Source organism: Nocardia concava NBRC 100430, assembly GCF_000308815.1.
In the GTDB taxonomy this organism is placed as follows: Bacteria; Actinomycetota; Actinomycetes; order Mycobacteriales; family Mycobacteriaceae; genus Nocardia; species Nocardia concava.
Genome location: NZ_BAFX01000123.1, coordinates 81,054 through 103,169, shown reverse-complemented (window position 1 = coordinate 103,169; position 22,116 = coordinate 81,054). Strand labels below are relative to the sequence as shown.

The window sequence follows — 22,116 nt, the reverse complement described above, 5'->3', positions numbered from 1 at the left end:
GCCGGGATCCACACCGGCCGTACCTGCGCCGATGGTGTGGATTCCGGCCAAAAGCGCGCCGGACTGACGGGGCGGGGCCTACCCGTGCTGTTCGAGAACCTGCGGGTCGAGGGTGGGGACGGGGAGGCAGGTGCGGACGAAACCTGCGCCGAAGGAGCTCAGTTCGATGGTGCGGTAGAGGACCTTGGTGCCGAAGCTGGCGCGCTTGAGGAGGCGGCGCACCTCGGGCAGGGCTTCCAATAGCTGATATCTATTGGGGTTGCCCAGCGCCTCTCGGGTGAGGTGGATCAGGCCGAGCCGGTCGAGATTGGCCAGGTACTCGTTGATGCGGTTCGGGTATCGCAGGGCGGCGTCCTCGCCCAGGAGGTTGAAAGTGCCTCGGTGCGAGGTTCTTCCGGTGCGCACCTCCACCGCGGGCTGCGGACCGTCCAGGTAGAGATGCCGCACGATGCGGGCCTCATCGGGCGCGAGCTCACCCAGGATGCGGGCGTAGGCGGCGTGATGGTGGTTGTCGTCCTCGGCGTGGAAATCGGCGGAGCGACGGAGCAATTCGGCCCCGCGGGCGCGTAAGACGCTGGTGGGGCTCGGATCCGGAGCAAGCTCGACGGCCTCCGGGGCATTGACGCCGAGCGCCTGGCGCACCGAATGCCGTACCTGCGCACCGGCATCGGAGAGGATCGCACGCGGCGGCTGCCCGGCCATGCTGCCGCGCAACACCACCGAGGTCACGCCCAAAGCGGTGTGCAGGCTCCAGAAGCTGGCCTCGACCGCTGCGGACACGGCCACCGCGACCACCCCGGCGGTAGCGCGCACAGGTCCGGCCGACGCGGCTTTCTCGTTGGGGGACACCGGTACCGGCAGCGGCGCGGCCTCGCGAACGGCGAGTTCCGAGCCTGGTTGACCAGCGAGTTCAGTGCCTACGCGCACACCTGTTTCGGTGCCGACCGCGTCGGGATCGCCGTCGCCGCTGCCGGATTCGGTTATAGCCATGTGCTCGCCACTCCTGTACCGAAGATCAGGAGGTGAGCGTAACCGGCGAAGAGCCCCAGCGCGCCGCCATGGACGAACAAAAGCCATTCATCTTGTTTGATGGCCGATCGCAGCATGTCCACGAACTCCGGCGGGGGCAGCGCCGACATTTGTTTGGCGATGTACTCCTGCACCTGCTTGCCCTGGCGGGCGTTGAAGGCCGGGTCGGCGAAGGCGATGGGCGCGATGGTCATCGCCTCGGAGGTCAAAGAGTCCTGCAGCGAGTCGTATTCGCGCCCGCCCAGGGCGAACTTGACCACCGACTTCGCGGGCCCCAGCGCGCGGTCGGCCGCGGGCTTGAGGGTGTCCTGGAGCATCTGCATGGTGCGGTCGGCGCGCGGACCGTTGAGCAGCTCGTCGCCGATATTGGCGACGGTCATGATCTCGCTGGCCACCAGATCCGCGTAACCCTCGGTGATCTCGTTCTGCCGCTTGATCAGCAGGCCCTGCCGCCACGGGCACCACCATTTCGGGTAGGCCGGTTCGAAGATCAGGTTGATGCCGATCCAGTTGACCACCCACCCGATGATCACGCCGCCGACCGGCAGCACCACCAGCGAGGACCAGCCGGTGAAATGCAGAATCGCGACCAGCACCAGACCCATGGGCGCGCCGAAGTAGAAGCCGAAGTTCTGCATGAACCGCAGTTCCTTGGCGCCGAGTACCTGGAACACCGAGTTCAGCATCTGCGGGCGCGCCTGGAAGTACCGAATGGTCATCGACTTCACGTCGAGCAGTTGGTCGATGTTGTTGCCGAGTTCATCGGTGAGTTCGCGCAGAATGTCGGGCAGCTGCTCGCGCACCCGGCTGTGGATCATCTCCCGGACCCCGTTGGGGAGGTTGTACCAGAGCTGCGGATGTTCGCGTTTGAGGATGTCCTCGACAATGTCGCGAATCTGGAGGTCGGCTGTTTCAACAAAATGTTCGGCGAGCTTGTCGGGTTCGAGTTCCCGATAGAAATCGGCGACATTCCCGAGTTTCGCCAGCCCCTTGTCCACCGCGATGCTGGCCATCTTGTCCGCGCGCGACGGCACGATCCCCTGCCAACCGATCCGCCCGTCGTACTGCAGCAGCGGCAGCACCTGAATCCGCTTGGGCAGCAACGGAAAAACCGCGGCCAGACCGGGCAGCCGGAAACCGTGGAACCGGATCGGCTTGAACAGCATCAGCACGCCGGTCCAGTTGGTGATATAGCCGATCACGCCCGTGAACAGCGGGATGGTGATCAATTCCATGAGGATGGTCGGATGTACCCCGAAGACACTCTCTAGCACGACACCCTCCTGCCGACCTGCCGACCCGCAACGCACCGCCGTCGGCGTTACTACCCCATCGGCGATTCGGACCTTACTGGCTCTTTAGGAAGCGAGTCCAGCCACAGAGTGTCTGAGTCGGAGATCTCGGTCACACTGGCCGGGCTCGAGTTCCTTCCTCCCGATGGGACCACGAGAATGACGGGGACCACATCCATATCGTGTCCAATAAGGGCGTGTTGGGGGTCATGGCCGTCGCCGAGCGGCGGACGTGGACTGGGGTAACCTTTCGTCTGACTCGAGGGTTCAACATGCCCGAAGGTCCGTCGGGGGCAATAATCTTGTGAACGATTGGGTTCACCTGGCGATAAGCGGAGATGGACGTGGCGGAAGACAGGATCCCGGGGCAGAACGTGGCCCGGCCGGGACCTCGTGCCGTGGAACGCAGTTCGGATGTGGAGCAGCGGCAGATCAGCAATGAGGCCCGCCTGATCCGTGGGGCATTCCGGGCGGCCGGGCTGGCGGTCGGCACCGCGGTGCGGGGGACCGAGTGGGCGGTCGGCACCAGCTTCGAGATCACCAAACAGCTGACCCAGGCCGCGCTGGACGGCGAATCCTCCGCCGATATCGCCGAGCGCACGGGGGCGGCGCTGCGGTCCATCGCGCGCAGCGCGCTCGGCGTCACCGAGGGTTCGGTGCGCGAGATCGTCAGTTACGTACCGACTCCCATGGGTGCGCCGCAGCAGTCCATCACCACCACGACCGGGCTGTTGCGCTCGGCCACCACCGAGGATCTGCGCCGCCGCGGCGACGCGCTGCTGGCGCGCTCGGCCGATGTCTACTTCACCGAGGACGTGCACCCGGCCTACGACCGGATCCTCGATCAGCTCGCGCCCGACGAGGCGCGCATCCTGCGCTTCATGGCCCTGCAGGGACCGCAGCCGTCGGTGGACGTGCGGACCAATCGGCCGCTGGGCATCGGATCGGAGCTGGTCGCGGGCGATCTGACCTCCGTGCCGGAGCAGTCCGGCGTCCGCTACCCGGACCGTTCGCGGCACTACCTGATCAACCTGAACCGCCTGGGTCTGACCATGACCTCCGAGGATCCGGTGGTGCTCTCGCGCTATATGGTGCTCGAGGTGCAGCCGGTGGTGGAGCAGGCGCTGAAGAAGGCGGGCCGGGTGCCCAAGATCGTGCGAAAGAGCCTGCGGCTGACGGAGTTCGGCGAGGACTTCTGCAACACCTGCTTCTCGATCAACGGCTGACTCGGTATCCGGCTGATAGCGATCCGGTACAAATCCGTGCCGAACCCTGAAGGTTTCCGACACCTGATGGGATTGTTGATGGTATGGATTCCGATGCCGTCGCCGCGATCAGCCGGCTGAAGTTCCGCTACCTACGCGCGTTGGACACCAAGGCGTGGGAGGAGTTCGCCGACACCATGATTCCGGAGGCCACCGCCACCTACAGCGAGTACCTCCAGTTCGAATCGCGCGATGCCTTCCTGGCCTTCATGCGGAACACGCTCGGACCCCATGTCATCACCGAACACCGTTGCGACCACCCGGAAATCGACGTCGACGGCGATACCGCGACCGGCACCTGGTACCTGGCCGACACGGTCCTGATCCCCGGCCACAACATGCTGCTGCGCGGCGCGGCCTTCTACACCGACCGCTACGTGCTCTGCGACGACGGCAACTGGCGCATCGCCCACACCGGATACGAGCGCACCTACGAGGTCGTGCTCTCGCTCTCCGACCTGCCCAGCCTGCGCCTCACCTCGAGCCGCTGGGGCCTGATCGCCCGCGACCCGGCGGATTCCCCGCGCATCGAACCCAGCTCCGACGGTTCCGGCACGCTGGGCTGAAGACCTATTCGGCTCCGGCGACCAGGACCTCGAGGGTCAGCTTCGGCATTTCCTTGCTGATGTACTGCAGCCGCCACTTGTCGCTGAACAGCGCGAGGATCGCGCCGTCGGTGCGGGTGAAGACCTCCACGCCGCGCTGGCGGCTCAGCTCCTCGGCCGATTCGGCGTCGGTGCGCCGTGCCAGCTGGTACGGCAGATGATCGAGCTGGGTCTCGACATTGAACTCGGATTGCATTCGGGCCGTGACGACTTCGAACTGCATGGGGCCGACCGCGGCCAGCACCGGCGCCTGATCGCCGCGGGCGTCATTGCGCAGCACCTGCACCACGCCCTCGGAGTCGAGCTGATCCATGGCCTTGCGGAACTGCTTGTACTTGTCCGCGGTCTTGGCGCGCAGCGAGGCGAAATGCTCGGGCGCGAAGGACGGGATCGGCGGGAACTCGACCTTCTTGTCCACGAACAGCGTGTGCCCGGGGGCCAGCGCGGTCGCGTTCACCAGACCGACCACATCGCCCGGATAGGCGGTGTCGACGGTGGTGCGCTCGCGGCCGAACACGGTCAGCGCGTACTTGGTGGCGAAGGGGCGTCCGGTCTGCGCGTGGGTCACCACCATGCCGCGCTCGAACTCGCCGGACACGATGCGCATGAACGCCAGCCGGTCGCGGTGCGCGGTGTCCATGCCGGCCTGCACCTTGAAGATGACGGCGCTGAACGGCGCGGTGGTCTCGCGCGGCTCGCCCTTGACGTCCTTGCGGGCGCGCGGCGGCGGCGCCAGCTCGACGAGCGTGTCGAGCAGTTGGCGCACACCGAAATTCAGCATGGCGGAGGCGTAGATGACCGGCGAGGTGTGCCCGGCCAGGAACAGTTCCTGATCGTGGTCCTGCCCGGCGGCCGAGAGCAGTTCGCTCTCCTCGGCGGCGGTGGTCCACGCGTCGCCCTCGCGCTCGGCGGCCTGCTCGGGTGTGTAGTGCTCCTCGGGGGCGATGGTCGCGCCGCCCGCGGTGCGGGTGAAGTGGATGTACTCGGTGGCCGCGCCCTCCTCGCCGCGGCGCAGCAGGCCGCGGAAGTCGCCCGCGATGCCGACCGGCAGGAACAGCGGGGTGGGCGTCAGGCCGATGCGGTCGACGATCTCGTCCAGTAGTTCCAGCGGCGCCTGGCCCGGCCGGTCCCACTTGTTGATGACGGTGACGACCGGGATCCCGCGATCGCGCGCGACCTGAAAGAGCTTGAGCGTCTGCGGTTCCAGGCCCTTGGCGGCGTCGATGAGCATGACCGCCGCGTCGACCGCGGTCAGCACGCGGTAGGTGTCCTCGGAGAAGTCGGAGTGACCCGGGGTGTCCACCAGATTGATGACGCAGTCGCCGTACTCGAACTGCAGTGCCGTGGAGCTGACGGAGATACCGCGCGCCTTCTCCATCTCCATCCAGTCGGAGACGGTGGACTTGCGCCCGGCCTTGCCGTGGATCGCGCCCGCCTCGGAGATCTTCTTGGCGTGCAGCGCGAGGGCCTCGGTCAGCGTCGATTTACCGGCGTCCGGGTGGGAGATCACCGCGAAGGTGCGCCGCCGCGCCGCCTCGTCGGCCAGCCGCCCGGCGGTCGCAGAGGTCGCGCTGGCAGTCGGGGAACTCACGGGGGACTCCTTTTGTGCGGACGAGGCAACCGAACCAGGGTACGCGATCGGCCTCTTCGTCCGACCGGCCGGTCCCAGCTCAGGCGGGTGTTCCCAGGTACCGGTCGATGGCCCCGGCGACGAGGGCGGACAGATCGGCCTCCGGCGCGATCGCCTCGAGGCTGCGATTGCCGGCGAGCACCGCGAGGCCGTGCAGATTGGTCCACAGGCCCATGGCGCGAGCGCCGGTCGGGTCGGCGACGCAGGCGTCGACGAGTCCGCGCCAATACCGGAACAGCGGCAGCGAGACCGTCTCGCGCAGATTCTCGCCCGCGCCCTCGAGCAGGTCGTGCCGGAACATGAGGGTGAACATCTCGGTGCGCCGGATGGCGAAATCGACGTAGGTCAGGCAGCTGCGGTCGATCCGGTCGCGCGGTGAATCCGCTTGCACCGCTTCGATTTCGGCGCGCAGATCGCGATAGCCGACGGCGGCGATGGCGGCCAGCAGCGAGTTGTGGGTGGGGAAGTACCGCCGCGGCGCGCCGTGCGAGACACCGGCCTCGCGGGCGATGGCGCGCAACCCCAGCTGCCCGGCCCCGGTCTCCTCCAGCATGGCGACGCCCGCCGTCACCAGCCGTTCCCGCAGTGGCTCAACCGAAGTCATGCGCCACATTCTCGCCGCAACGGTAGACAGTGTCTACGCGGGTGGGGTAGAAAGGCTTTCGGTAGACACTGTCTACGGCCGCGACCCGGGAGGATTCACATGTGGTACTGGCTGCTCAAGCACGTATTGGTGGGGCCGGTGCTGCGGCTGCTCGGACGCCCCGAGATCGAAGGGCTGCATCATGTTCCCGCTGACGGGCCGGTGATCATCGCGGCAAACCATCTGGCCGTGGTCGATTCGCTCTATCTGTGCCTGGTGCTGCGCCGCAAGGTCACCTTCATCGCCAAGCAGGAGTACTTCACCGAGGGCGGCTTCCGCGGCCGGATCAACCGCTTCGTCATGAACGCGACCGGGCAGGTGCCGGTGGACCGCACCGGCGGCAGCGCCGGATCGGATTCCCTGGCGGCGGCCGTGAAGATCCTGGAGTCGGGCGGCATCTGGGGCATTCACCCCGAGGGCACCCGCTCGCCGGACGGCCGCATCTATCGCGGGCGCACCGGCGTGATCCGGGTGGCGATGCAGACCGGCGCTCCCGTCATCCCGGTCGTCCTCTCCGGCACCGATCGGGTCAATCCGCGCAATCGGCGTTTCCTGCGCCCGGCCAAGGTTCGCGTTTCCTTCGGCCGCCCCCGTCATTTCCTTCCGGCCGATCAGCAGGCCGTGCGCCGGGCCACCGATGAACTCATGGCCGAAATCGTGCAGCGCTCCGGTCGCCCGTATGTGGATTGCTACGCGACCACTTTCAAACAGCGGGCCGCATAAAACTTCCCCTGAAAACGAAAACGGCCGGTTGTTCGGATCCCGCGCGAATCCGAACAACCGGCCGTCGTTCCGTCAGCCGACGCTGGAGGCGGAACCGCTCGAGGTGGCGCCGCCGGCGCCGCCCAGGCCCTTCAGAATGCTGTCGATGATGCCGGTGAGCGGGGTCAATGAGCTACCGGTCCCGGACGGCTTGGTGGGTGTGGGTGTGGGCGACGGCGGGCAGTCGTTGTAGGTGATGAATTCGACGCTGTCGCCCTGGCCCACGGTGTCCGCGGTGGCGAGCGGGGCGGTGAGGGCGACGGCGGTGGAGATGGCGGCGATTCCCGCGGCCCCGAGGCCGTACCGGCGAATGCTCTTCATGCGTATTTCCTTATGGTGCAGGCCATTCCCCCAGAGCGGGGAATGATGCGAAACAGTAGTGCTTCACACCTTCGGAAACAAGACCCGCTCCGACGAGTCGCAGAGCGGGTCACGCAGCCGGGATCAGCCGATGCTGGCCCCGTTGCCGCCGGTCAGGCTGGCGATCAGGTTGGTGATGAGCGGGAGCAGGGTGCTCGCGCTGCCGGTACCCGTCGGGGCCGAGGTCGCGGCATCGGTGACGGTGATGTCCACCGGGCCCGAGGTGGGCACCGACTGCGAGCCGCCGGTCAGCACCACCCACAGGTGATGCGAGCCGGACACGGTCGGAGTCCACTGCACCGAGGCCTGGGTGGTGCCCGAGGAGGTGGCCGAGCCGATGGACTGGGTGCTGCCGTTGACGGTGTCGTACAGGTTCGCGGTCACGCCGGTCACGCCGGTGATGATGTTGACCGTGTACGCGTTGCCGGTCACGAAGCTGCTGCCCACGACGGTCATGCCGTTGCTGGAGGTGTCCGCGGCCGCGAACGGGGCGGTGAGGGCGACGGTGGCGGAGATGGCGGCGATGCCCGCGGCGCTCAGACCGAACCGGCGGATGTTCTTCATCAGGTGTTCCTTTTGCGTTGGACGGCGAGCCGATCGGCATGCCGAACAGACTGAGTAACATTTCAAATGAATGCGCGCTACCGGAAACAGGAATTCTCGCCCTGCGAAATTGCTGGGAATTCGATTCCGCCACCGCGTGATACGGGCCGCGGGCCGCTTACCGAGGGGGTGGCGCAAGGGCCTTCCGGCAGCGTGTTAGAGTCTTCAGGTTGTCTCGGCGAGGGTGTGGCACCTAGCTGCCCACCGTGATCGACGCGGCTCGGCCTATTCGGCCGTCCCATGTTGATCTTCGCCGACGAGCAGACCAACTCAGCCAGGGCGGCCCAGTCGCCTGGCGACCAGCTGACATTACAGCCCGGACGAGCCGTAGGGAGTAGACACAGTCATGTCCGACGCCAACCTTCTCGAAGCCACCGTACGTACCGAGTTCGGTAAGGGTGCCGCCCGCCGTACCCGCCGCGACGGCAACGTTCCCGCCGTGCTCTACGGCCACAACGAGGAGCCGCAGCACCTGTCGGTCAACGCCCAGGCGTTCGCCGCCATCCTGCGTGAGCACGGCACCAACGCCGTCCTCAACCTGGACATCGCCGGCAAGAAGCAGCTGGCGCTGACCAAGTCGGTCGTCGTTCACCCGATCCGCCGCTACATCGAGCACGCCGACCTGCTGATCGTGCGTCGTGGCGAGAAGGTCACCGCCGACGTGAGCATCGCCCTGGTCGGCGAGGCCGCCTCCGGCACCCTGGTCCAGCAGGACACCATCGTGCTGTCCATCGAGGCCGAGGCCCTGCACATCCCCGAGTCCATCGAGGTCTCCATCGAGGGCGTCGAGGCCGGCACCCAGATCCTGGCGGGCCAGATCGCGCTGCCGAAGGGTGTCACCCTGGCCGGCGACCCCGAGGCCCTGATCGTCAACATCATCGCCGCCCCGGCCGCTGCCGCCGAGGAGACCGAAGAGGCCGCCACCGAAGAGGCCGCCGCGGAGTAACTCCCTACTCCCGCAACGGTTCGTAGATGACCGAGGCAATCTCTCTATGACAGAGATGACTACTGCCGGGCCCGCGCTGGTGGTCGGTCTGGGTAACCCCGGATCCGAATACGAGCGCACCCGGCACAATGTCGGTTTCATGGTCGCCGATGTGCTCGCGGAGCGCGTCGGCGGCCGTTTCACCGTGCACAAGAAGTCCGGCGCGGATCTGCTCGAGGCCCGCCTGGACGGGCGCAAGGTGCTGCTGGCGAAGCCGCGCAGCTACATGAACCTGTCCGGGCGGCCCGTCGCGGCGCTGGCCAAATTCTTCTCCGTCCCCGCCACCGAGGTGATCGTCGTCCACGACGAACTCGACCTCCCGTTCGGTGCCGTGCGGCTCAAGCGCGGCGGCGGCGAGGGCGGACACAATGGGCTGCGGTCGATTTCGCAGGCCCTCACCACCAAGGACTACCTGCGCGTCCGCTTCGGCATCGGCCGCCCGCCGGGCCGCCAGGATCCGGCGGATTACGTGCTCAAGCCCTTCTCCGCGCCGGAGCGCAAAGAGGTTCCGGTGATCGTCGAGCAGACCGCGGACGCGGTCGAGCTGCTGCTGCGCGTGGGTCTGGAGACCGCGCAGAACCAATTGCACTGAGTCGCAGGGCCTCTCAGCCCAGGTGCGTGGCCGTGGCCGAGCGGCGCAGCTTCCCGGAGGATGTCTTCGGGAGTGCGCCGGGGCCGAGAACGGTCACGCTGCGGGGGCGGACTCCCACTTCCGAGAACACCGCGTGCACGATGTCGTGTTCGATGCGGTGGACCTCTTGCGGGTTCTGGAAGTCATTGGATTCGACTACCACCGCGAAGCTTTCGCGTTTCTGGCCCGCGTCGAGGCGGACGGCGACTGCGTTGCCGGGGCGAACGCCGTTGACGCGCAGGGCGGCTCGTTCGATATCGGTGGGGAAGATATTGCGGCCTCCCATGATGATGACGTCCTTGATGCGCCCGCACACCACCACCAGGCCGTCCTCGGTGAAATAGCCGATATCGCCGGTGTCGAGCCAGCCTTCGGCGTCCTGGGCGGGACGGAAGCCGTCGACGGTGACATAGCCGGAAGTGACTGCGGGGCCGCGGAGTTCGATGACGCCGACGCTGCGCACGGGCAGGGGCTGACGGTCGGTGTCGACCACCCGGCCCTCGAGGTTGTCGACCAGGTAGCCGAGGGTGGGCAGGCGGCGGACATTGCCGTGGTGGTGATCCGGATCGCGGACGGGGACGGCCTTGCCGATGGCTTCCAGCAGGTCGGCGTCGACGGTGTCGATGACCTGGCCCAGACCCGGGTCGGGGATGGAGACGGCCAGGGTGGTCTCGGCCATGCCGTAGACGGGGGTGAGGGACATGGGGTTGAGGCCGAAGCGTTTTCCGGCCTCGGCGAGGGCGTCCATGGTGTCGGCGTCGACGGGTTCCGCGCCGTTCCACATGTAGCGGACGCAGCTCAGGTCGAAGGCGCCGTCCGCCGCGTTGCGCAGGCGGCGGGCGAGCAGGGAGTAGGCGAAATTGGGTGCGGCGGTGACGGTTCCGCGGTACTTCGAGATGAGTTCGGCCCACAGGATGGGGCGGGTCAGGAAGTCCAGCGGCGTCACGCACACCACCTCCGCGCCGAACTGCATTGGCACGCTGAGGAATCCGACCATGCCCATATCGTGGAACAGCGGCAGCCAGCTGATCATCACATCGTCGTCGAGCTGGAATTTCACCCGGTCGAACATGGCGTAGGCGTTGACGTAGAAGTTGCCGTGGGTGATGCGCACGGCCTTCGGTGAGCCGGTGGAGCCGGAGGTCAACTGCTGCAACGCGATCGCGTCCTCGCCGGTCGGGAGCGGATCGATGGGCGGGCCCGCGCGCATGGCGTCGAGGGTGATGACGGCGATACCGCGTTCGCGCAGTAGCGGTTCCGCGATCTCGAAGGGCGCGCCCAGGATCACCGCCTTCGCCTCGATCATGGCCAGCACGGTCTCGGTGTCGCGGGTCCACACCTCGAGATCGGTGCGCGGGGTCGGCTGATGCAGCATGGTGATCGAGGCCCCGCGCATCCACACCGCCTGGCAGGCGGGCGCGATATCGACCGGCATGCCCGCCAGCACGCCCACCGCGTCGCCGGGTCCGATTCCGGCCTCGGCCAGACCACCCGCCATCCGGCGTGCGACCTCGTGGATCTCACCCCACGTGTGCCGCACAGGCGCAGTCGGTTCCCCGGTCACCAGCCCCCGCTGCGACACTCGCGCGGTGGCATACATTTCCTCGGTGAAGCGGCTCACGATCGACTCCTCAAACGCGTAACCAGCACCTCCAATATCCCGCGTCGGGTGAAGGCTGTTAACCGTTTTCGGAGTTCATGTCCGTTTACACGAGGCCTCGCGCGCTCTACGCGAGAGTGCGTACCGCGCGCACGAAGCGATCCAGGTCCTCGAAGCTGACGAAGCAGTGCGGGGACGCGCGCACCACCGAGTTCAGTTCGCGTGCCGACATATCCAGCAGGGTCGAGCCGCGGAAGCTGACGGTCACCGTGATGGCCTCGGCGGCCAGGCGATCGCGGACCTGGACGGGTTCCAGGCCGTCGACGGTGAAGGACACGATGCCCGCGTGCTGGGTGCCGCGGTCGCGCACATCCACGCCCGAAATCTCCTGCAGCGCCTTGCGCAGGTACTCGGCGCGCTCGGCGATGGCCGCGTAGACGGCGGCCGGGCCCAGGTCGAGCAGGTAGCGCACGGCCGCGCCCAGGCCGAGGCGGGCGGCCACGTCGTGCTCCCAGAATTCGAAGCGGCTGGCGTCGGGGGCGAGCACGTAGTCGTCGGGGGCGGTCCATTCGGCGCTGTGCAGGTCCAGGCGGCCCGGTTCCAGGCTCAGGGCCAGTTCGGGGCGGACGTAGAGGAACCCGGTGCCGCGCGGGCCACGCAGCCATTTGCGGCCGGTGGCCGAGAGCGCGTCGACCTCGAGTTCGGCGACATCGAGGGGCAGCTGCCCGGCCGATTGGCAGGCGTCCAGCAGCACCAGCGCGCCCACCCGGTGCGCGCGGCGGGCGGCCTCGGCAACCGGGTTCACCAGTCCGCCATTGGTCGGAACATGAACCAGCGACACCAGTTTCACGCGCTCGTCGAGCATGGCGTCGAGGGCATCGAGGTCGAGCTGGCCGCTGGAGTCGCTGGGAATTGCCTCGACGGTCGCGCCGGACTGCCGGGCGCGCTGCAGGGCGGCGATGGCATTGCTGGCGTAGTCCGCGCCGGAGATCAGCACGCGGTCGCCCGGGGCGAGCGGGACCGAGTAGAAGAAATCGCTCCAGGAGCGGCTGGCGCTGTCGCTCATGGCGATGGCGGCCGGGTCGGCGTTCAGCAGTTCGGCGATGGCCGTCTTGACGCCGTGCAGGTCGTCTATGCGCTCGTTCGCCGCACGATAGCCACCGATCTCGGCCTCGCGACGCAGGTGGGCGATGGTGGTGTCGACGACGACCCGGGGTGGCAGCGAGGAACCCGCGCTATCGAGAAATACCTGATTTTCACAACCTGGTGTGTCGGCCCGTAACCGCGCGATTTCCAGCATGGGAACGACCATATCGGTTGCGGTGTTCTTCATTTCGTCAGATTTCTTGTCACAGTCCCTCGCTACTCTGGTTTGGTCGCTGCCGGACCCCCGTGTGGCGACCGCATCAGACGGAGGTTGGCAATGGCTGTCACGGCGTCACCCACCGATGTGCTGCGAAATGGCCTGACCGAAACCGAGCCGGGCGGCGAGTTCTCCTCACGGGCCGCCGCCGAGGCATACATCGGGAAAGTGTGTTTCAAACAGGGCCCACCGCTGCTCATCGGTGCCGAACTGGAGTGGCTCACCGCGCAAGGTGAACTTTCGGCAACGAATTCGCGTCCCGACCCGAGGGTCTTCGCGGACGCACTCGGACCGTATGCGCCGCGGTCCATTTCCCCCGATTCCCCGGCCGTTCCGTTGCCGGGCGGCAGCCGGGTCACTCTCGAACCCGGCGGTCAGATCGAACTGTCCAGTGCCCCGTTCGGCACCGCCGCCGAACTGTGCGAGCGCTTGCGGTCGGACACGACACGCCTGCGGGAGCTGCTCGAATCCCGCGATATCCGAACCTTTTCCGCCGCCGCAGATGCGAGCCGGCGGCCGCTGCGCGTGCTGACCCTGCCGCGGTACCGGGCCATGGAGCGATCCTTCGCCGGTATCGGCCCGTTCGGGGCGCTCATGATGTGCAATACCGCCGCCACCCAGGTGAGCGTCGACGCGGGCGCGAATCCCGCCGAGATCGCGGCCCGGTGGCGGGTGCTGTACGCCATGGGGCCGGCCCTGCTGGCCGCGTTCGCCTGCTCACCCGACCTGCATTCCGCCCCGCCCGGCGCCTGGGCGTCCCAGCGCATGCGGGCCTGGCAGCGGCTCGATCAACTGCGGACCCGGCCGCCCGTGCACGACTGGGCCGATCCCGTCGCCGGGTACGCGCGCTGGGCGCTGGACGTGCCGCTGCTGTGCGTGCGTTGTGACGGCGACGATTGGACGGCTCCGGCCGGGGCCACCTTCGCGGATTGGCTGTGCGGGGCGCTGGACGAGGAGATCGGGCGACGGCCGTCGCGGGCGGATCTCGATTACCACCTGACTACGGTCTTCCCTCCGGTCCGCGCGTCCGGACATCTCGAGGTGCGCTACCTCGACGCGCAGCCGGGCGACGGGTGGACGGTGCCGGTGTATGCCTTCGAGGCACTGCTGTCCAGTCCGGAAACGGTCGCGGAGGCAACGGGTTTGGCCGAATCGACCGCGAATCTCTGGTCCGAGGCCGCGCGTTGCGGTCTGGCCGATCCGGAGCTGCGCGCCACCGCCGTCGCGTTGCTCGAGCTGGCCACGGCGCATGCCGCTACCGGGGAAGCCGCGAAGCAGTTGGGCGCCGCCGCCGAGCGATGTCGCAGCGGACTGCCGCCCGCGGTGGGCGAATACGAATCGGGAGTTCTCTCATGACAATTCAGCACGTGCCCGGTACCGACCGGGCGGAGACCGAGCGGCTGCGGGGGCAGATCGCCGAGACCCTGGAACGGGCCCGGCGGCGGACCATCGGCTTGACCGAATGCCTCGACGAGGCGGAACTGGTCGCCCAGCACTCGCGGATCATGAGCCCGCTGGTCTGGGATCTCGCGCACATCGGCAATCAGGAAGAACTGTGGCTGGTGCGCGATGTCGGCGGGCGGGAGGCGGTGCGCGACGACATCGACCACCTCTACGACGCTTTCAAGCACGCCCGGGCCGACCGGCCGGCGCTGCCGCTGCTGGATCCGGCCCAGGCCCGCGCGTATGTGGGGACCGTGCGGGACAAGGTGTGGGATGTGCTGGAGCACAGTCCATTACGCGGAAATGATCTGGTCGACGGCGGCTTCGCCTTCGGCATGATCGCCCAGCACGAGCAGCAGCACGACGAGACCATGCTGGCCACCCACCAGCTGCGCACCGGGGACGCGGTGCTGTCGGCGCCGCCGACGCCGCCCGCGCGGGTGCGCGTGAGCGGTGAAGTCGTCATTCCCGCAGGGGAATTCATGATGGGCACCGATACCGACCCGTGGGCCCTGGACAACGAGCGGCCCGCGCATCCCGTGCACGTCGGCGGTTTCGCCATCGACGCGGCACCCATCACCAATGAGCAGTACCTGGCCTTCGTCGACGACGGCGGCTACGAGCGGCCCGAACTGTGGTCCGAGCGCGGCTGGGCGCACCGAGTCGAGGCCGGGCTGACCGCACCCCAGTTCTGGGAGCAGGACGGCGGCGGCCATTGGTGGCGAAGGGTTTTCGGCACCATGCAGCCGCTGCGCGCGCAGCAGCCGGTGGTGCACGTCTGCTGGTTCGAGGCCGAGGCCTACGCCAACTGGGCGGGCAAGCGCCTGCCCACCGAGGCCGAATGGGAGAAGGCCGCGCGCTTCGATCCGACCACCGGCCGCACCCGCCGATTCCCCTGGGGCGACCTCGATCCCACCGACTCCCTCGCCAATCTCGGCCAGCGCCACCTGGAACCGGCCGACATCGGCGCGTACCCCGCCGGTGCGTCCCCGAGCGGCGTGCACCAGCTGATCGGCGACGTCTGGGAGTGGACCTCCTCGGGCTTCGATCCCTACCCCGGCTTCCGCGCCTTCCCCTACCGCGAATACTCGGAAGTCTTCTTCGGCGGTGACTACAAGGTCCTGCGCGGCGGCTCCTTCGGAGCCGACCAGGTCGCCTCCCGAGGCACCTTCCGAAACTGGGACCACCCCATCCGTCGCCAAATCTTCTCCGGCTTCCGCCTGGCCAGAGACCTGACCCCCGGCGAGCACTGATGTGCCGCCACCTCGCCTACCTGGGCCCGCCAACCCCGGTAGGAACCTTGCTGACCCAAGGCCCCCACTCCCTCCGCACCCAATCCTGGGCCCCCCGCGAAATGCGAGGCGGCGGCACCATCAACGCCGACGGCTTCGGCGTCGCCTGGTGGCACCACCCCGACGCCGCCACCCCGGACCACGGCCCGGGAGTCATCTGGCACGGCGGCTCAGCTCCGGACATCCGCGCCGCGGCCGAAGGCGACTCGTCGCAAGCGTCCGGACCTGGTCCCGTTGCCGGTGGCGCGGTGCCGGACCAGCCCGAGACCCCCTCCGCGGCAGGAGATCTGGTGGTCAGCCGCTACCGTAACGCCGCCCCGATCTGGACGGATCCGGCGGTCGACGAGGTGCTGCCCCAGATCCACTCCACAGCGGTCCTGGCCGCAATCCGTTCCGCCACAGTGGGAATGCCGGTAGAACGGGCCGCCTGCGCCCCATTCACCCACGGCCGCTGGGCCTTCAGCCACAACGGCGCCATCCCCGACTGGCGACGGGTCCTCTCCGAGGTGGCGGAGGAGTTCGGCGCGCCCTCCCTGCTCGACGCCGAATCACTCACGGATTCGGCCGCGCTCTGGGTGATTGTGCGGGGCTTGCTCGAGGACAACCCCGCGAACTCGGAATCCGGCACCCGGTCGGCGAGTTCGGCTGCGTCCTTCGGTTCAACGGTGAGCGTCAGCTCGACTTCGGGTGCATCACCGGAGGTTCGGGCCTGGGGATGGACGACAGCCTCAGCCGGAAGCGGTTCGGACACGGGTGGAATGGAGCCGGGTGCGGCGTTGCGGCGGGTCAGTGCGGCGGTGCTCGCGCGGTCGCCGAAGGCTCGGCTGAATTTGCTGTTGGGGGATGGGGTGGGGGTTTGGGCCACGACGTGGCATCACGCTTTGTCGGTTTTGGAGGCCGACGGGTTCGTTGTGGTGGCTTCGGAACCGTATGACGACGATCCGCGGTGGCGGCCTATTGCCGATCGGCAGTTGGTGCGTGTGCGGGGCGGGCGGGTTGCGGTGGAGCCGCTGGACATTGAGATCGGAAGGGCTGGTTCATGAGTACACCTACGGTGGAGATTCACCTCACCGATGAGGATTTGACCACCGCGCTGCGGGAGGATGTGCGGCGTGGGCTGACCGCGGAGCCGAAGTGGTTGCCGCCCAAGTGGTTTTATGACGCTCGGGGGAGTGAGCTGTTCGAGAAGATCACCGAGCTGCCGGAGTACTACCCGACTCGGACCGAGCGGGCGTTGCTGGAGCGGGTGGTGGGGGAGATCGCCCGGATCGCGCAGGCCGAGGTGCTGGTCGAGCTCGGGGCGGGGTCGGCGGCCAAGACTCGGCTCATTCTGAATGCCATGCGGGCCGAGGGGCCGTTGAAGAGCTATGTGCCGCAGGATGTTTCCGTGTCGGCGCTGCGGATGGCGGCGGACGAGGTGGCGTCGGAGTTTCCGGGGCTGAGCGTGCACGGGGTGGTCAGCGATTTCACCGCCACGCTGGAGAACCTGCCCGGCGGCGGGCGGCGGATGGTCGCCTTCCTGGGCGGCACCATCGGGAACCTGGTTCCCGGGGAGCGGGCCGAATTCCTCGGTGGCATCAGGGATGTGCTGGAGCCGGGGGAGCAGCTGCTGCTCGGCGCGGGGCTGGTGATCGACCCTGCCGTGCTGGTGCCCGCTTACGACGATGCCGCCGGAGTCACCGCGGAATTCAATCGCAATGTGCTGCATGTGCTCAACGCCCGGCTGGGCGCGAACTTCGAGCCGGAGAAGTTCGCGCACGTCGCCATCTGGGATGCCGAGAACGAGTGGATCGAGATGCGGCTCGAGGCCACCGAGGCGATGACGGTCACCATCAAGGAACTCGATCTGACCGTCGAATTCGCCGAGGGCGAGCAGCTGCGCACCGAGATCTCCGCCAAGTTCCGCCGCGAGGTACTCGAAAGCGAGCTGGACGCCGCCGGTTTCACCACCGAGCGGGTCTGGACCGATCCCGACCACCGATTCGCGCTGGTGCTGGCCGAACGCAGGTAGCTACTTCTGGTCGGTGACGGCCGCCAGCCATTCGATGAGCGGCCGCATCTGCTCCCACGCCGCCCGGATCTCCCGGGCGGCGCGCGGAGTGCTCAGCCATTTGGGCGCACCGAAATCCCTTCCGGCGGTAATGGATTTGTGCCGGAGCAGTTCGATGCGCGGGTGATCGATGTCGTAGCCCTTGGGTTTGGTCGCCAGCTTGTCCCCGCCGATGTTGTATCCGGCCGAGACCAGTTGCGCGATCAAACCTTCCAGCTCGGCCCCGCGCACCTCGTCATCGATGGCCACCCGCAGCGCGGTCAGCTGCGCGGGCGAGGCGGCGTACATGCCGCCCGCCACCCGCAGTCCCGCCGCCCCGATCTGCACGTACCACCCGGAGTACTGCGCGCTGTACACCACCGCGCCCTGATGGTTCTTGTACGGCGACTTGTCCTTGGCGAAGCGCACATCCCGGTACGGCCGGAAGATCTTGGCCTCGCCGAAGTCCGGTTCCAGCTCGGCGACAAGGGCTTTCATCGGATCCCGTACCGACTCCTCCCACACCTGCTTGTGAGAGTTCCAGAAGGCCTTGGAGTTATCTGCTTCCAGGTCCTCGTAGAAGTCGAGTCCGGCGAGTGGGAATCCGGTGAATGCGGTCATGGCTAGTTATTGTTCATCATGCCGGAACCGTAGACGGCAAGGCCGATTCCGAAGCCGATCACCATGCACACGCCCGCGGCGATGGCGGCCCATTTGCCCAGCGGTTCGCCCTTGCTGTTGCCGACGATGCCGAGCACGATGCCCGCGAGGCCGATCAGCGGACACAGCAGTAGCGCGATGGCGGCGCAGATGAATCCGATGATCGAGAAGATCTGGGACCCGGTTCGCTGGGGCGGTGGGCCGTAGCCGCCGGGGTACTGCGGGTACTGCTGGCCGCCGGGCCCGAATTGCTGAGGATAGGGTCCCGGCGGGTAGGACGGCGGTGCGCCCTGCGGATAGGGCGGGTACGCGCCGCCCGGCGGATAGGGTGCCGCGGCCGGGTTGAACTGGGTGGGATCGGGCGGCGGGGGAGTTTCCGCGACGGGCGCCTCGCTGTCCGGCTTGGACAGGTTGATCGATTCGTCGTCCTTGCCCGGTGTACCGGGGTTCTTATCGTCTGGCGTTCCGGGTTCATTCGGTGGCGTGCTCATGTCGCGCCCTCCTCGGTCGTGGGTGTGACGCCTTTGTCAGGGTTCCCGCTGCCGAACTCGCTACGCAAAGCTTCTAGTCGTCGAGTTCCTCGACGATATCCATGGCCGCCACCTCGGCGGGCCGATCGTCCTCGGCCACGAACTCCTCGCGCTGGCGCCGCCGCGTCCACTCCTGGTCCAGCTCGGCTCCTATACCCAGCCGCCCGGTGTCGTCGTTCTCGCGATTGCGGATCACCAGGTCCTCGGGCGGGTCGGTGATGTACCGCCCGTATTCGCGGATCTCGTCCTCTTGATCGTCGTCGCCGAGGTCGTAGTCGAGATTGTCGACATCGCTGTCGAAGACCTGATCGGTGTCGAAGACCTCGTCCATCAGCCGCGCGTCGTCCTCGTCGGGCCGCTCAGCCATCCGGCACCACCTCTCCGCGCAATCAGCGCACCAGTAGCAAACCGCGAATCCGCGTCCAACGCTACCGCTTGCGCTGAGAAACGGACATCCATTGATGCCCAAACATGACGAAAGCCCCCTGCCATACTTCGGCAGGGGGCTTCGACAGCTATTTTCGAGCGGGCTAGGCGTTCCCGTTGAAAAGGCCAGTCACGGAACCGTTTTCGAAGACCTCGCGGATGGTCTGCGCCAGCAGCGGCGCGATCGAGAGCACGGTCAGCGTCGGGAACTTCTTGGACTCGTCGATCGGCAGGGTGTTGGTCACCACGACCTCCTTGGCCCCGCAGTTGGCGAGACGCTCGGCGGCCGGGGCCGACAGGATGCCGTGGGTGGCGGCGATGACCACATCGCCCGCACCGGCCTCCTTGAGCACCTTGACCGCGCCGGCGATGGTGCCGCCGGTGTCGATCATGTCGTCGATCAGGATGCAGGTGCGGCCCTCGACCTCACCGACCACGCGGTTGGAGACGGTCTGGTTGGGGACCAGCGGGTCGCGGGTCTTGTGGATGAACGCCATCGGCGCGTCGGCCAGCGAGTTGGCCCACTTCTCGGCGACCTTCACACGACCGGCGTCGGGGGAGACGACCGTGATGTTGGACAGGTCGTAGTTGACCCGGATGTGCTCGGCCAGCTGCACCTGCGCGTGCATGTGATCGACCGGGCCGTCGAAGAAGCCCTGGATCTGATCGGTGTGCAGGTCGATGGTGATGATCCGGTCCGCGCCCGCGGTCTTGAGCAGGTCCGCGATCAGGCGGGCCGAGATGGGCTCGCGGCCGCGGTGCTTCTTGTCCTGGCGGGCGTAGGGGTAGAACGGCAGCACCGAGGTGATGCGCTTGGCCGAACCGCGCTTGAGCGCGTCGATCATGATCAGGTGCTCCATGACCCACTGGTTCAGCGGGGCCGGGAAGCTCTGCAGCACGAAGGCGTCGGAGCCGCGGACCGATTCCTCGAATCGGACGAAGGTCTCACCGTTCGCGAAGTCGCGGGCGGTCTGGGGAGTGACGTGGACGTTGAGTTCCTTTGCCACCGCCTCGGCGAGCTCAGGATGAGCGCGCCCCGAGAACAGCATCAGATTCTTCTGGTTATCGGTAGAGAACGCGGTCACTGACGTTCGCCATCCTTTTGCTCGTTGGATATCTCGGTGGTTCCCGGTTGATCCGGGAGCGCCGCGAGGGCCGCTTCGGCCGCGCGGGCTGCATCGGTGCCGGGGCGATTGCGCTGCACCCAGCCTTCGAGGTTGCGCTGTGCACCACCCGAGACCGCGAGCGCTCCCGGTGGAACATTTCTGCGCAGTACAGTACCCGCTCCGGAGTACGCGCCGTCACCCACGGTGACCGGGGCGACGAACATGTTGTCGCTGCCCGTGCGAACATGCGAACCCACGGTCGTGTGATGCTTCTTGACCCCGTCGTAATTGACGAAAACGCTGGACGCCCCGATATTGCTGTATTCGCCAATGGTGGCGTCGCCCACATAAGTGAGGTGCGGGACCTTGGAGCCGGTGCCGATCGTCGCGTTCTTGGTCTCGACGAAGGTGCCGATCTTGCCGCTCTCACCGAGCGAGGTGCCGGGCCGCAGATATGCGAACGGGCCGACATTCGCGCCCGGGCCGATCTTCGACTTCTCGCCGTGCGTGCGGACCACCTTCGCGCCGTCGCCGACGGTGACGTCGGTCAGCGTGCAGTCCGGTCCGATCTCGGCGTCCTCGCCGATCACGGTGTCGCCCAACAGTTGTACGCCCGGGCGGATGACCGCGTCGCGGCCGATCACCACATTGCCGTCGATCCAGGTCGAGCCCGGATCGATGATGGTGACCCCGGCCCGCATGTGCCGTTCCAGGATGTAGCGGTTGAGGGTGCGGGCCGCGTCGGCCAGCTGCACCCGATCGTTCACGCCGGTGACCTTGGCGTGGTCGAGCAGCCGCGCGCCGTGCACCGGATGCCCGGCCTCGCGCGCCAGCTTGAGCACATCGGTGAGGTAGAGCTCATGCCGGGCGTTGGCGGTATCGATGCGGGAGATCATGATTCGCAGCACGGCCGCGTCGAAGACATAGACGCCGGAGTTGACCTCGGTGAGCGCCGCCTGCTCCGGGGTGGCGTCGGCGTGCTCGACGATCTCCATCATGCGGCCCTGCTCGTCGCGCACGATGCGGCCGTAGCCGTTGGGGTCCTCGGGCTCGAAAGTCAGTACGGTGACGGCGGATCCGTCGGAGTAGCTGCGGTGCTCGTCGAGCAGTGCGTTGAGGGTGTGCCCGTCCAGCAGTGGCACATCGGCGTAGGTGACCAGGACGTCGCCGGTGAAATCCTCGGGCATGACCGCGAGCGCGCACTGCACGGCGTGGCCGGTGCCGCGCTGCTCCTCCTGCACGGCCAGCGTGATCTGGCGGCCGAGTTCCGCGCCCACCTTGCCGACAGCATCGCCGACCGCCTCGCGGTCGTGGCCGATCACGGTGATGAGCGACGTCGGGTCGATCTCGTGCGCGGCATGCAACGCGTGGGCGAGCATGCTTCGACCGGCGAGCGGGTGCAACACCTTGGGTGTCTTGGACCGCATTCGGGTTCCGGCTCCGGCGGCGAGAACGACGACGGCGGTCTGCTGTGGCATGGATCTCCCTCGGCTGCCGGTCATCGTGTGCTGAGTCAGGTGCAATACGCGGGGCCAACCATAACGACCCAGCTCGTGAGCTCCGCCGCCAGGACTCGAACCTGGACAAACTGAACCAAAATCAGTTGTGCTGCCATTACACCACGGCGGATTGCAGCGTCATGCGGGTCTGATCCTCGCATGAACGATGCCGTTCCGTCGAACTGTCCCGCCTCTCCGCGTTTTTTGCCGATCGGCTAGGCGCAACTCGCCTCACGTTGCGGGCCGACGGTTCGCGACACGGCCGAATTAGCCGGTACCCCAGGAGTTACCCCGGTCGTGCTAGATCAGTTGTCACGTCGGCATACGGGCGAAAGTGGTCCCCACGCCGCCCAGCGGGGCGAA

Annotated in this window: 22 protein-coding genes and 1 tRNA gene; 9 read left to right on the top strand and 14 right to left on the bottom strand. The window is 67.4% G+C overall.

The features are described 5' to 3' along the window. Positions 1-78: 78 nt before the first annotated feature. Together ON43_RS29005 and ON43_RS29000 are read right to left on the bottom strand one after the other, a co-directional pair. Positions 79-990 carry an Abi-alpha family protein gene (locus ON43_RS29005; protein ID WP_063712649.1) on the bottom strand — a complete coding sequence of 304 codons (912 nt, stop codon included), beginning with the start codon at positions 988-990 and terminating at the stop codon, positions 79-81. Then, positions 981-2,303, bottom strand: a complete 1,323-nt coding sequence (locus tag ON43_RS29000) for a DUF445 domain-containing protein (protein WP_245568796.1) — start codon at positions 2,301-2,303, stop codon at positions 981-983. Before ON43_RS29000 ends, ON43_RS29005 begins: the two co-directional genes overlap by 10 nt. Positions 2,304-2,659: 356 nt before the next feature. Between ON43_RS29000 and ON43_RS46410 the strand changes: the two genes are divergently transcribed. Then, positions 2,660-3,547, top strand: a complete 888-nt coding sequence (locus ON43_RS46410) for an Abi-alpha family protein (protein WP_083913810.1) — start codon at positions 2,660-2,662, stop codon at positions 3,545-3,547. 83 nt (positions 3,548-3,630) lie between these two features. Beyond that, positions 3,631-4,152, top strand: a complete 522-nt coding sequence (locus tag ON43_RS28990) for a nuclear transport factor 2 family protein (RefSeq protein ID WP_040812567.1) — start codon at positions 3,631-3,633, stop codon at positions 4,150-4,152. Between the two features lie 4 nt (positions 4,153-4,156). Here ON43_RS28990 and ON43_RS28985 read toward each other — a convergent pair whose 3' ends face one another. Together ON43_RS28985 and ON43_RS28980 are read right to left on the bottom strand one after the other, a co-directional pair. Beyond that, positions 4,157-5,782 (bottom strand): peptide chain release factor 3, encoded by a 1,626-nt coding sequence (locus ON43_RS28985; RefSeq protein ID WP_051179401.1) that lies wholly within the window; start codon positions 5,780-5,782, stop codon positions 4,157-4,159. Positions 5,783-5,861: 79 nt separating this feature from the next. After that, positions 5,862-6,425 carry a TetR/AcrR family transcriptional regulator gene (locus ON43_RS28980; RefSeq protein ID WP_051179400.1) on the bottom strand — a complete coding sequence of 188 codons (564 nt, stop codon included), beginning with the start codon at positions 6,423-6,425 and terminating at the stop codon, positions 5,862-5,864. Between the two features lie 99 nt (positions 6,426-6,524). Between ON43_RS28980 and ON43_RS28975 the strand changes: the two genes are divergently transcribed. Further along, complete coding sequence (locus tag ON43_RS28975) at positions 6,525-7,187, top strand: lysophospholipid acyltransferase family protein (RefSeq protein WP_040812561.1); 663 nt, start codon at positions 6,525-6,527, stop codon at positions 7,185-7,187. A 72-nt stretch (positions 7,188-7,259) separates the two neighbouring features. On the opposite strand, the gene ON43_RS28970 is transcribed toward ON43_RS28975, so the two are convergent. Together ON43_RS28970 and ON43_RS28965 are read right to left on the bottom strand one after the other, a co-directional pair. Further along, a complete protein-coding gene (locus ON43_RS28970) occupies positions 7,260-7,547 on the bottom strand; it encodes a hypothetical protein (RefSeq protein WP_040812559.1) in 288 nt (95 codons plus the stop codon). A gap of 123 nt (positions 7,548-7,670) precedes the next feature. Next, positions 7,671-8,150, bottom strand: a complete 480-nt coding sequence (locus ON43_RS28965) for a hypothetical protein (protein WP_040812557.1) — start codon at positions 8,148-8,150, stop codon at positions 7,671-7,673. 385 nt (positions 8,151-8,535) lie between these two features. Between ON43_RS28965 and ON43_RS28960 the strand changes: the two genes are divergently transcribed. Next, positions 8,536-9,135: a 50S ribosomal protein L25/general stress protein Ctc gene (locus ON43_RS28960; protein ID WP_040812556.1), complete on the top strand. Its 600-nt coding sequence runs from the start codon at positions 8,536-8,538 to the stop codon at positions 9,133-9,135. 46 nt (positions 9,136-9,181) lie between these two features. After that, positions 9,182-9,766, top strand: coding sequence for an aminoacyl-tRNA hydrolase (pth, locus tag ON43_RS28955; protein ID WP_040812555.1), 585 nt, complete (start codon positions 9,182-9,184; stop codon positions 9,764-9,766). A 13-nt stretch (positions 9,767-9,779) separates the two neighbouring features. Here the strand turns inward: pth and ON43_RS28950 are convergent, their stop codons facing one another. Both ON43_RS28950 and ON43_RS28945 read right to left on the bottom strand, forming a co-directional pair. Continuing rightward, positions 9,780-11,426, bottom strand: coding sequence for a fatty acyl-AMP ligase (locus ON43_RS28950; RefSeq protein WP_040812553.1), 1,647 nt, complete (start codon positions 11,424-11,426; stop codon positions 9,780-9,782). Positions 11,427-11,532: 106 nt separating this feature from the next. After that, a complete protein-coding gene (locus ON43_RS28945) occupies positions 11,533-12,705 on the bottom strand; it encodes an aminotransferase class V-fold PLP-dependent enzyme (protein ID WP_040812638.1) in 1,173 nt (390 codons plus the stop codon). 123 nt (positions 12,706-12,828) lie between these two features. Here ON43_RS28945 and egtA point away from each other — a divergent pair, with 123 nt between their 5' ends. The 4 genes from egtA to egtD are packed head-to-tail and all read left to right on the top strand — an operon-like array spanning position 12,829 to position 17,514. After that, entirely contained in the window at positions 12,829-14,124 is a 1,296-nt protein-coding gene (egtA, locus tag ON43_RS28940) for an ergothioneine biosynthesis glutamate--cysteine ligase EgtA (protein WP_083913809.1), read from the top strand. Next, positions 14,121-15,464: an ergothioneine biosynthesis protein EgtB gene (gene egtB, locus ON43_RS28935; RefSeq protein WP_051179399.1), complete on the top strand. Its 1,344-nt coding sequence runs from the start codon at positions 14,121-14,123 to the stop codon at positions 15,462-15,464. Before egtA ends, egtB begins: the two co-directional genes overlap by 4 nt. Before the next feature lie 47 nt (positions 15,465-15,511). Then, on the top strand, positions 15,512-16,546 hold the full coding sequence (locus tag ON43_RS28930; protein WP_373283494.1) for a class II glutamine amidotransferase domain-containing protein: 1,035 nt from the start codon (positions 15,512-15,514) through the stop codon (positions 16,544-16,546). Continuing rightward, positions 16,543-17,514 carry an L-histidine N(alpha)-methyltransferase gene (gene egtD / locus ON43_RS28925; protein WP_040812552.1) on the top strand — a complete coding sequence of 324 codons (972 nt, stop codon included), beginning with the start codon at positions 16,543-16,545 and terminating at the stop codon, positions 17,512-17,514. The genes ON43_RS28930 and egtD overlap by 4 nt, the downstream gene beginning before the upstream one ends. Here the strand turns inward: egtD and ON43_RS28920 are convergent, their stop codons facing one another. The 6 genes from ON43_RS28920 to ON43_RS28895 form a co-directional block, all read right to left on the bottom strand. Continuing rightward, positions 17,515-18,153 (bottom strand): DUF2461 domain-containing protein, encoded by a 639-nt coding sequence (locus ON43_RS28920; RefSeq protein ID WP_040812550.1) that lies wholly within the window; start codon positions 18,151-18,153, stop codon positions 17,515-17,517. It lies immediately after the preceding gene. A gap of 2 nt (positions 18,154-18,155) precedes the next feature. Beyond that, positions 18,156-18,683, bottom strand: coding sequence for a hypothetical protein (locus ON43_RS42870; protein WP_051179397.1), 528 nt, complete (start codon positions 18,681-18,683; stop codon positions 18,156-18,158). Between the two features lie 73 nt (positions 18,684-18,756). After that, positions 18,757-19,089 carry a hypothetical protein gene (locus ON43_RS28910; RefSeq protein ID WP_040812549.1) on the bottom strand — a complete coding sequence of 111 codons (333 nt, stop codon included), beginning with the start codon at positions 19,087-19,089 and terminating at the stop codon, positions 18,757-18,759. 163 nt (positions 19,090-19,252) lie between these two features. Then, positions 19,253-20,233 carry a ribose-phosphate diphosphokinase gene (locus ON43_RS28905; protein ID WP_040812547.1) on the bottom strand — a complete coding sequence of 327 codons (981 nt, stop codon included), beginning with the start codon at positions 20,231-20,233 and terminating at the stop codon, positions 19,253-19,255. Next, positions 20,230-21,732 carry a bifunctional UDP-N-acetylglucosamine diphosphorylase/glucosamine-1-phosphate N-acetyltransferase GlmU gene (gene glmU / locus ON43_RS28900; RefSeq protein WP_040812545.1) on the bottom strand — a complete coding sequence of 501 codons (1,503 nt, stop codon included), beginning with the start codon at positions 21,730-21,732 and terminating at the stop codon, positions 20,230-20,232. The genes ON43_RS28905 and glmU overlap by 4 nt, the downstream gene beginning before the upstream one ends. Positions 21,733-21,812: 80 nt before the next feature. Next, positions 21,813-21,883 (bottom strand) — tRNA-Gln (locus ON43_RS28895). Positions 21,884-22,116 lie beyond the last annotated feature (233 nt).

Coding starts and splice junctions, on each gene's coding strand:
- ON43_RS28910 (WP_040812549.1), bottom strand. CDS start 19,089: ATGGCTGAGCGGCCCGACGAGGACGACGCGCGGCTGATGGACGAGGTC.
- ON43_RS28970 (WP_040812559.1), bottom strand. CDS start 7,547: ATGAAGAGCATTCGCCGGTACGGCCTCGGGGCCGCGGGAATCGCCGCC.
- ON43_RS28990 (WP_040812567.1), top strand. CDS start 3,631: ATGGATTCCGATGCCGTCGCCGCGATCAGCCGGCTGAAGTTCCGCTAC.
- egtB (WP_051179399.1), top strand. CDS start 14,121: ATGACAATTCAGCACGTGCCCGGTACCGACCGGGCGGAGACCGAGCGG.
- ON43_RS28945 (WP_040812638.1), bottom strand. CDS start 12,705: ATGCTGGAAATCGCGCGGTTACGGGCCGACACACCAGGTTGTGAAAAT.
- ON43_RS28965 (WP_040812557.1), bottom strand. CDS start 8,150: ATGAAGAACATCCGCCGGTTCGGTCTGAGCGCCGCGGGCATCGCCGCC.
- ON43_RS29005 (WP_063712649.1), bottom strand. CDS start 990: ATGGCTATAACCGAATCCGGCAGCGGCGACGGCGATCCCGACGCGGTC.
- ON43_RS28960 (WP_040812556.1), top strand. CDS start 8,536: ATGTCCGACGCCAACCTTCTCGAAGCCACCGTACGTACCGAGTTCGGT.
- ON43_RS46410 (WP_083913810.1), top strand. CDS start 2,660: ATGGACGTGGCGGAAGACAGGATCCCGGGGCAGAACGTGGCCCGGCCG.
- glmU (WP_040812545.1), bottom strand. CDS start 21,732: ATGCCACAGCAGACCGCCGTCGTCGTTCTCGCCGCCGGAGCCGGAACC.
- ON43_RS42870 (WP_051179397.1), bottom strand. CDS start 18,683: ATGAGCACGCCACCGAATGAACCCGGAACGCCAGACGATAAGAACCCC.
- egtD (WP_040812552.1), top strand. CDS start 16,543: ATGAGTACACCTACGGTGGAGATTCACCTCACCGATGAGGATTTGACC.
- ON43_RS28975 (WP_040812561.1), top strand. CDS start 6,525: ATGTGGTACTGGCTGCTCAAGCACGTATTGGTGGGGCCGGTGCTGCGG.
- pth (WP_040812555.1), top strand. CDS start 9,182: ATGACAGAGATGACTACTGCCGGGCCCGCGCTGGTGGTCGGTCTGGGT.
- ON43_RS28920 (WP_040812550.1), bottom strand. CDS start 18,153: ATGACCGCATTCACCGGATTCCCACTCGCCGGACTCGACTTCTACGAG.
- ON43_RS28980 (WP_051179400.1), bottom strand. CDS start 6,425: ATGACTTCGGTTGAGCCACTGCGGGAACGGCTGGTGACGGCGGGCGTC.
- egtA (WP_083913809.1), top strand. CDS start 12,829: ATGGCTGTCACGGCGTCACCCACCGATGTGCTGCGAAATGGCCTGACC.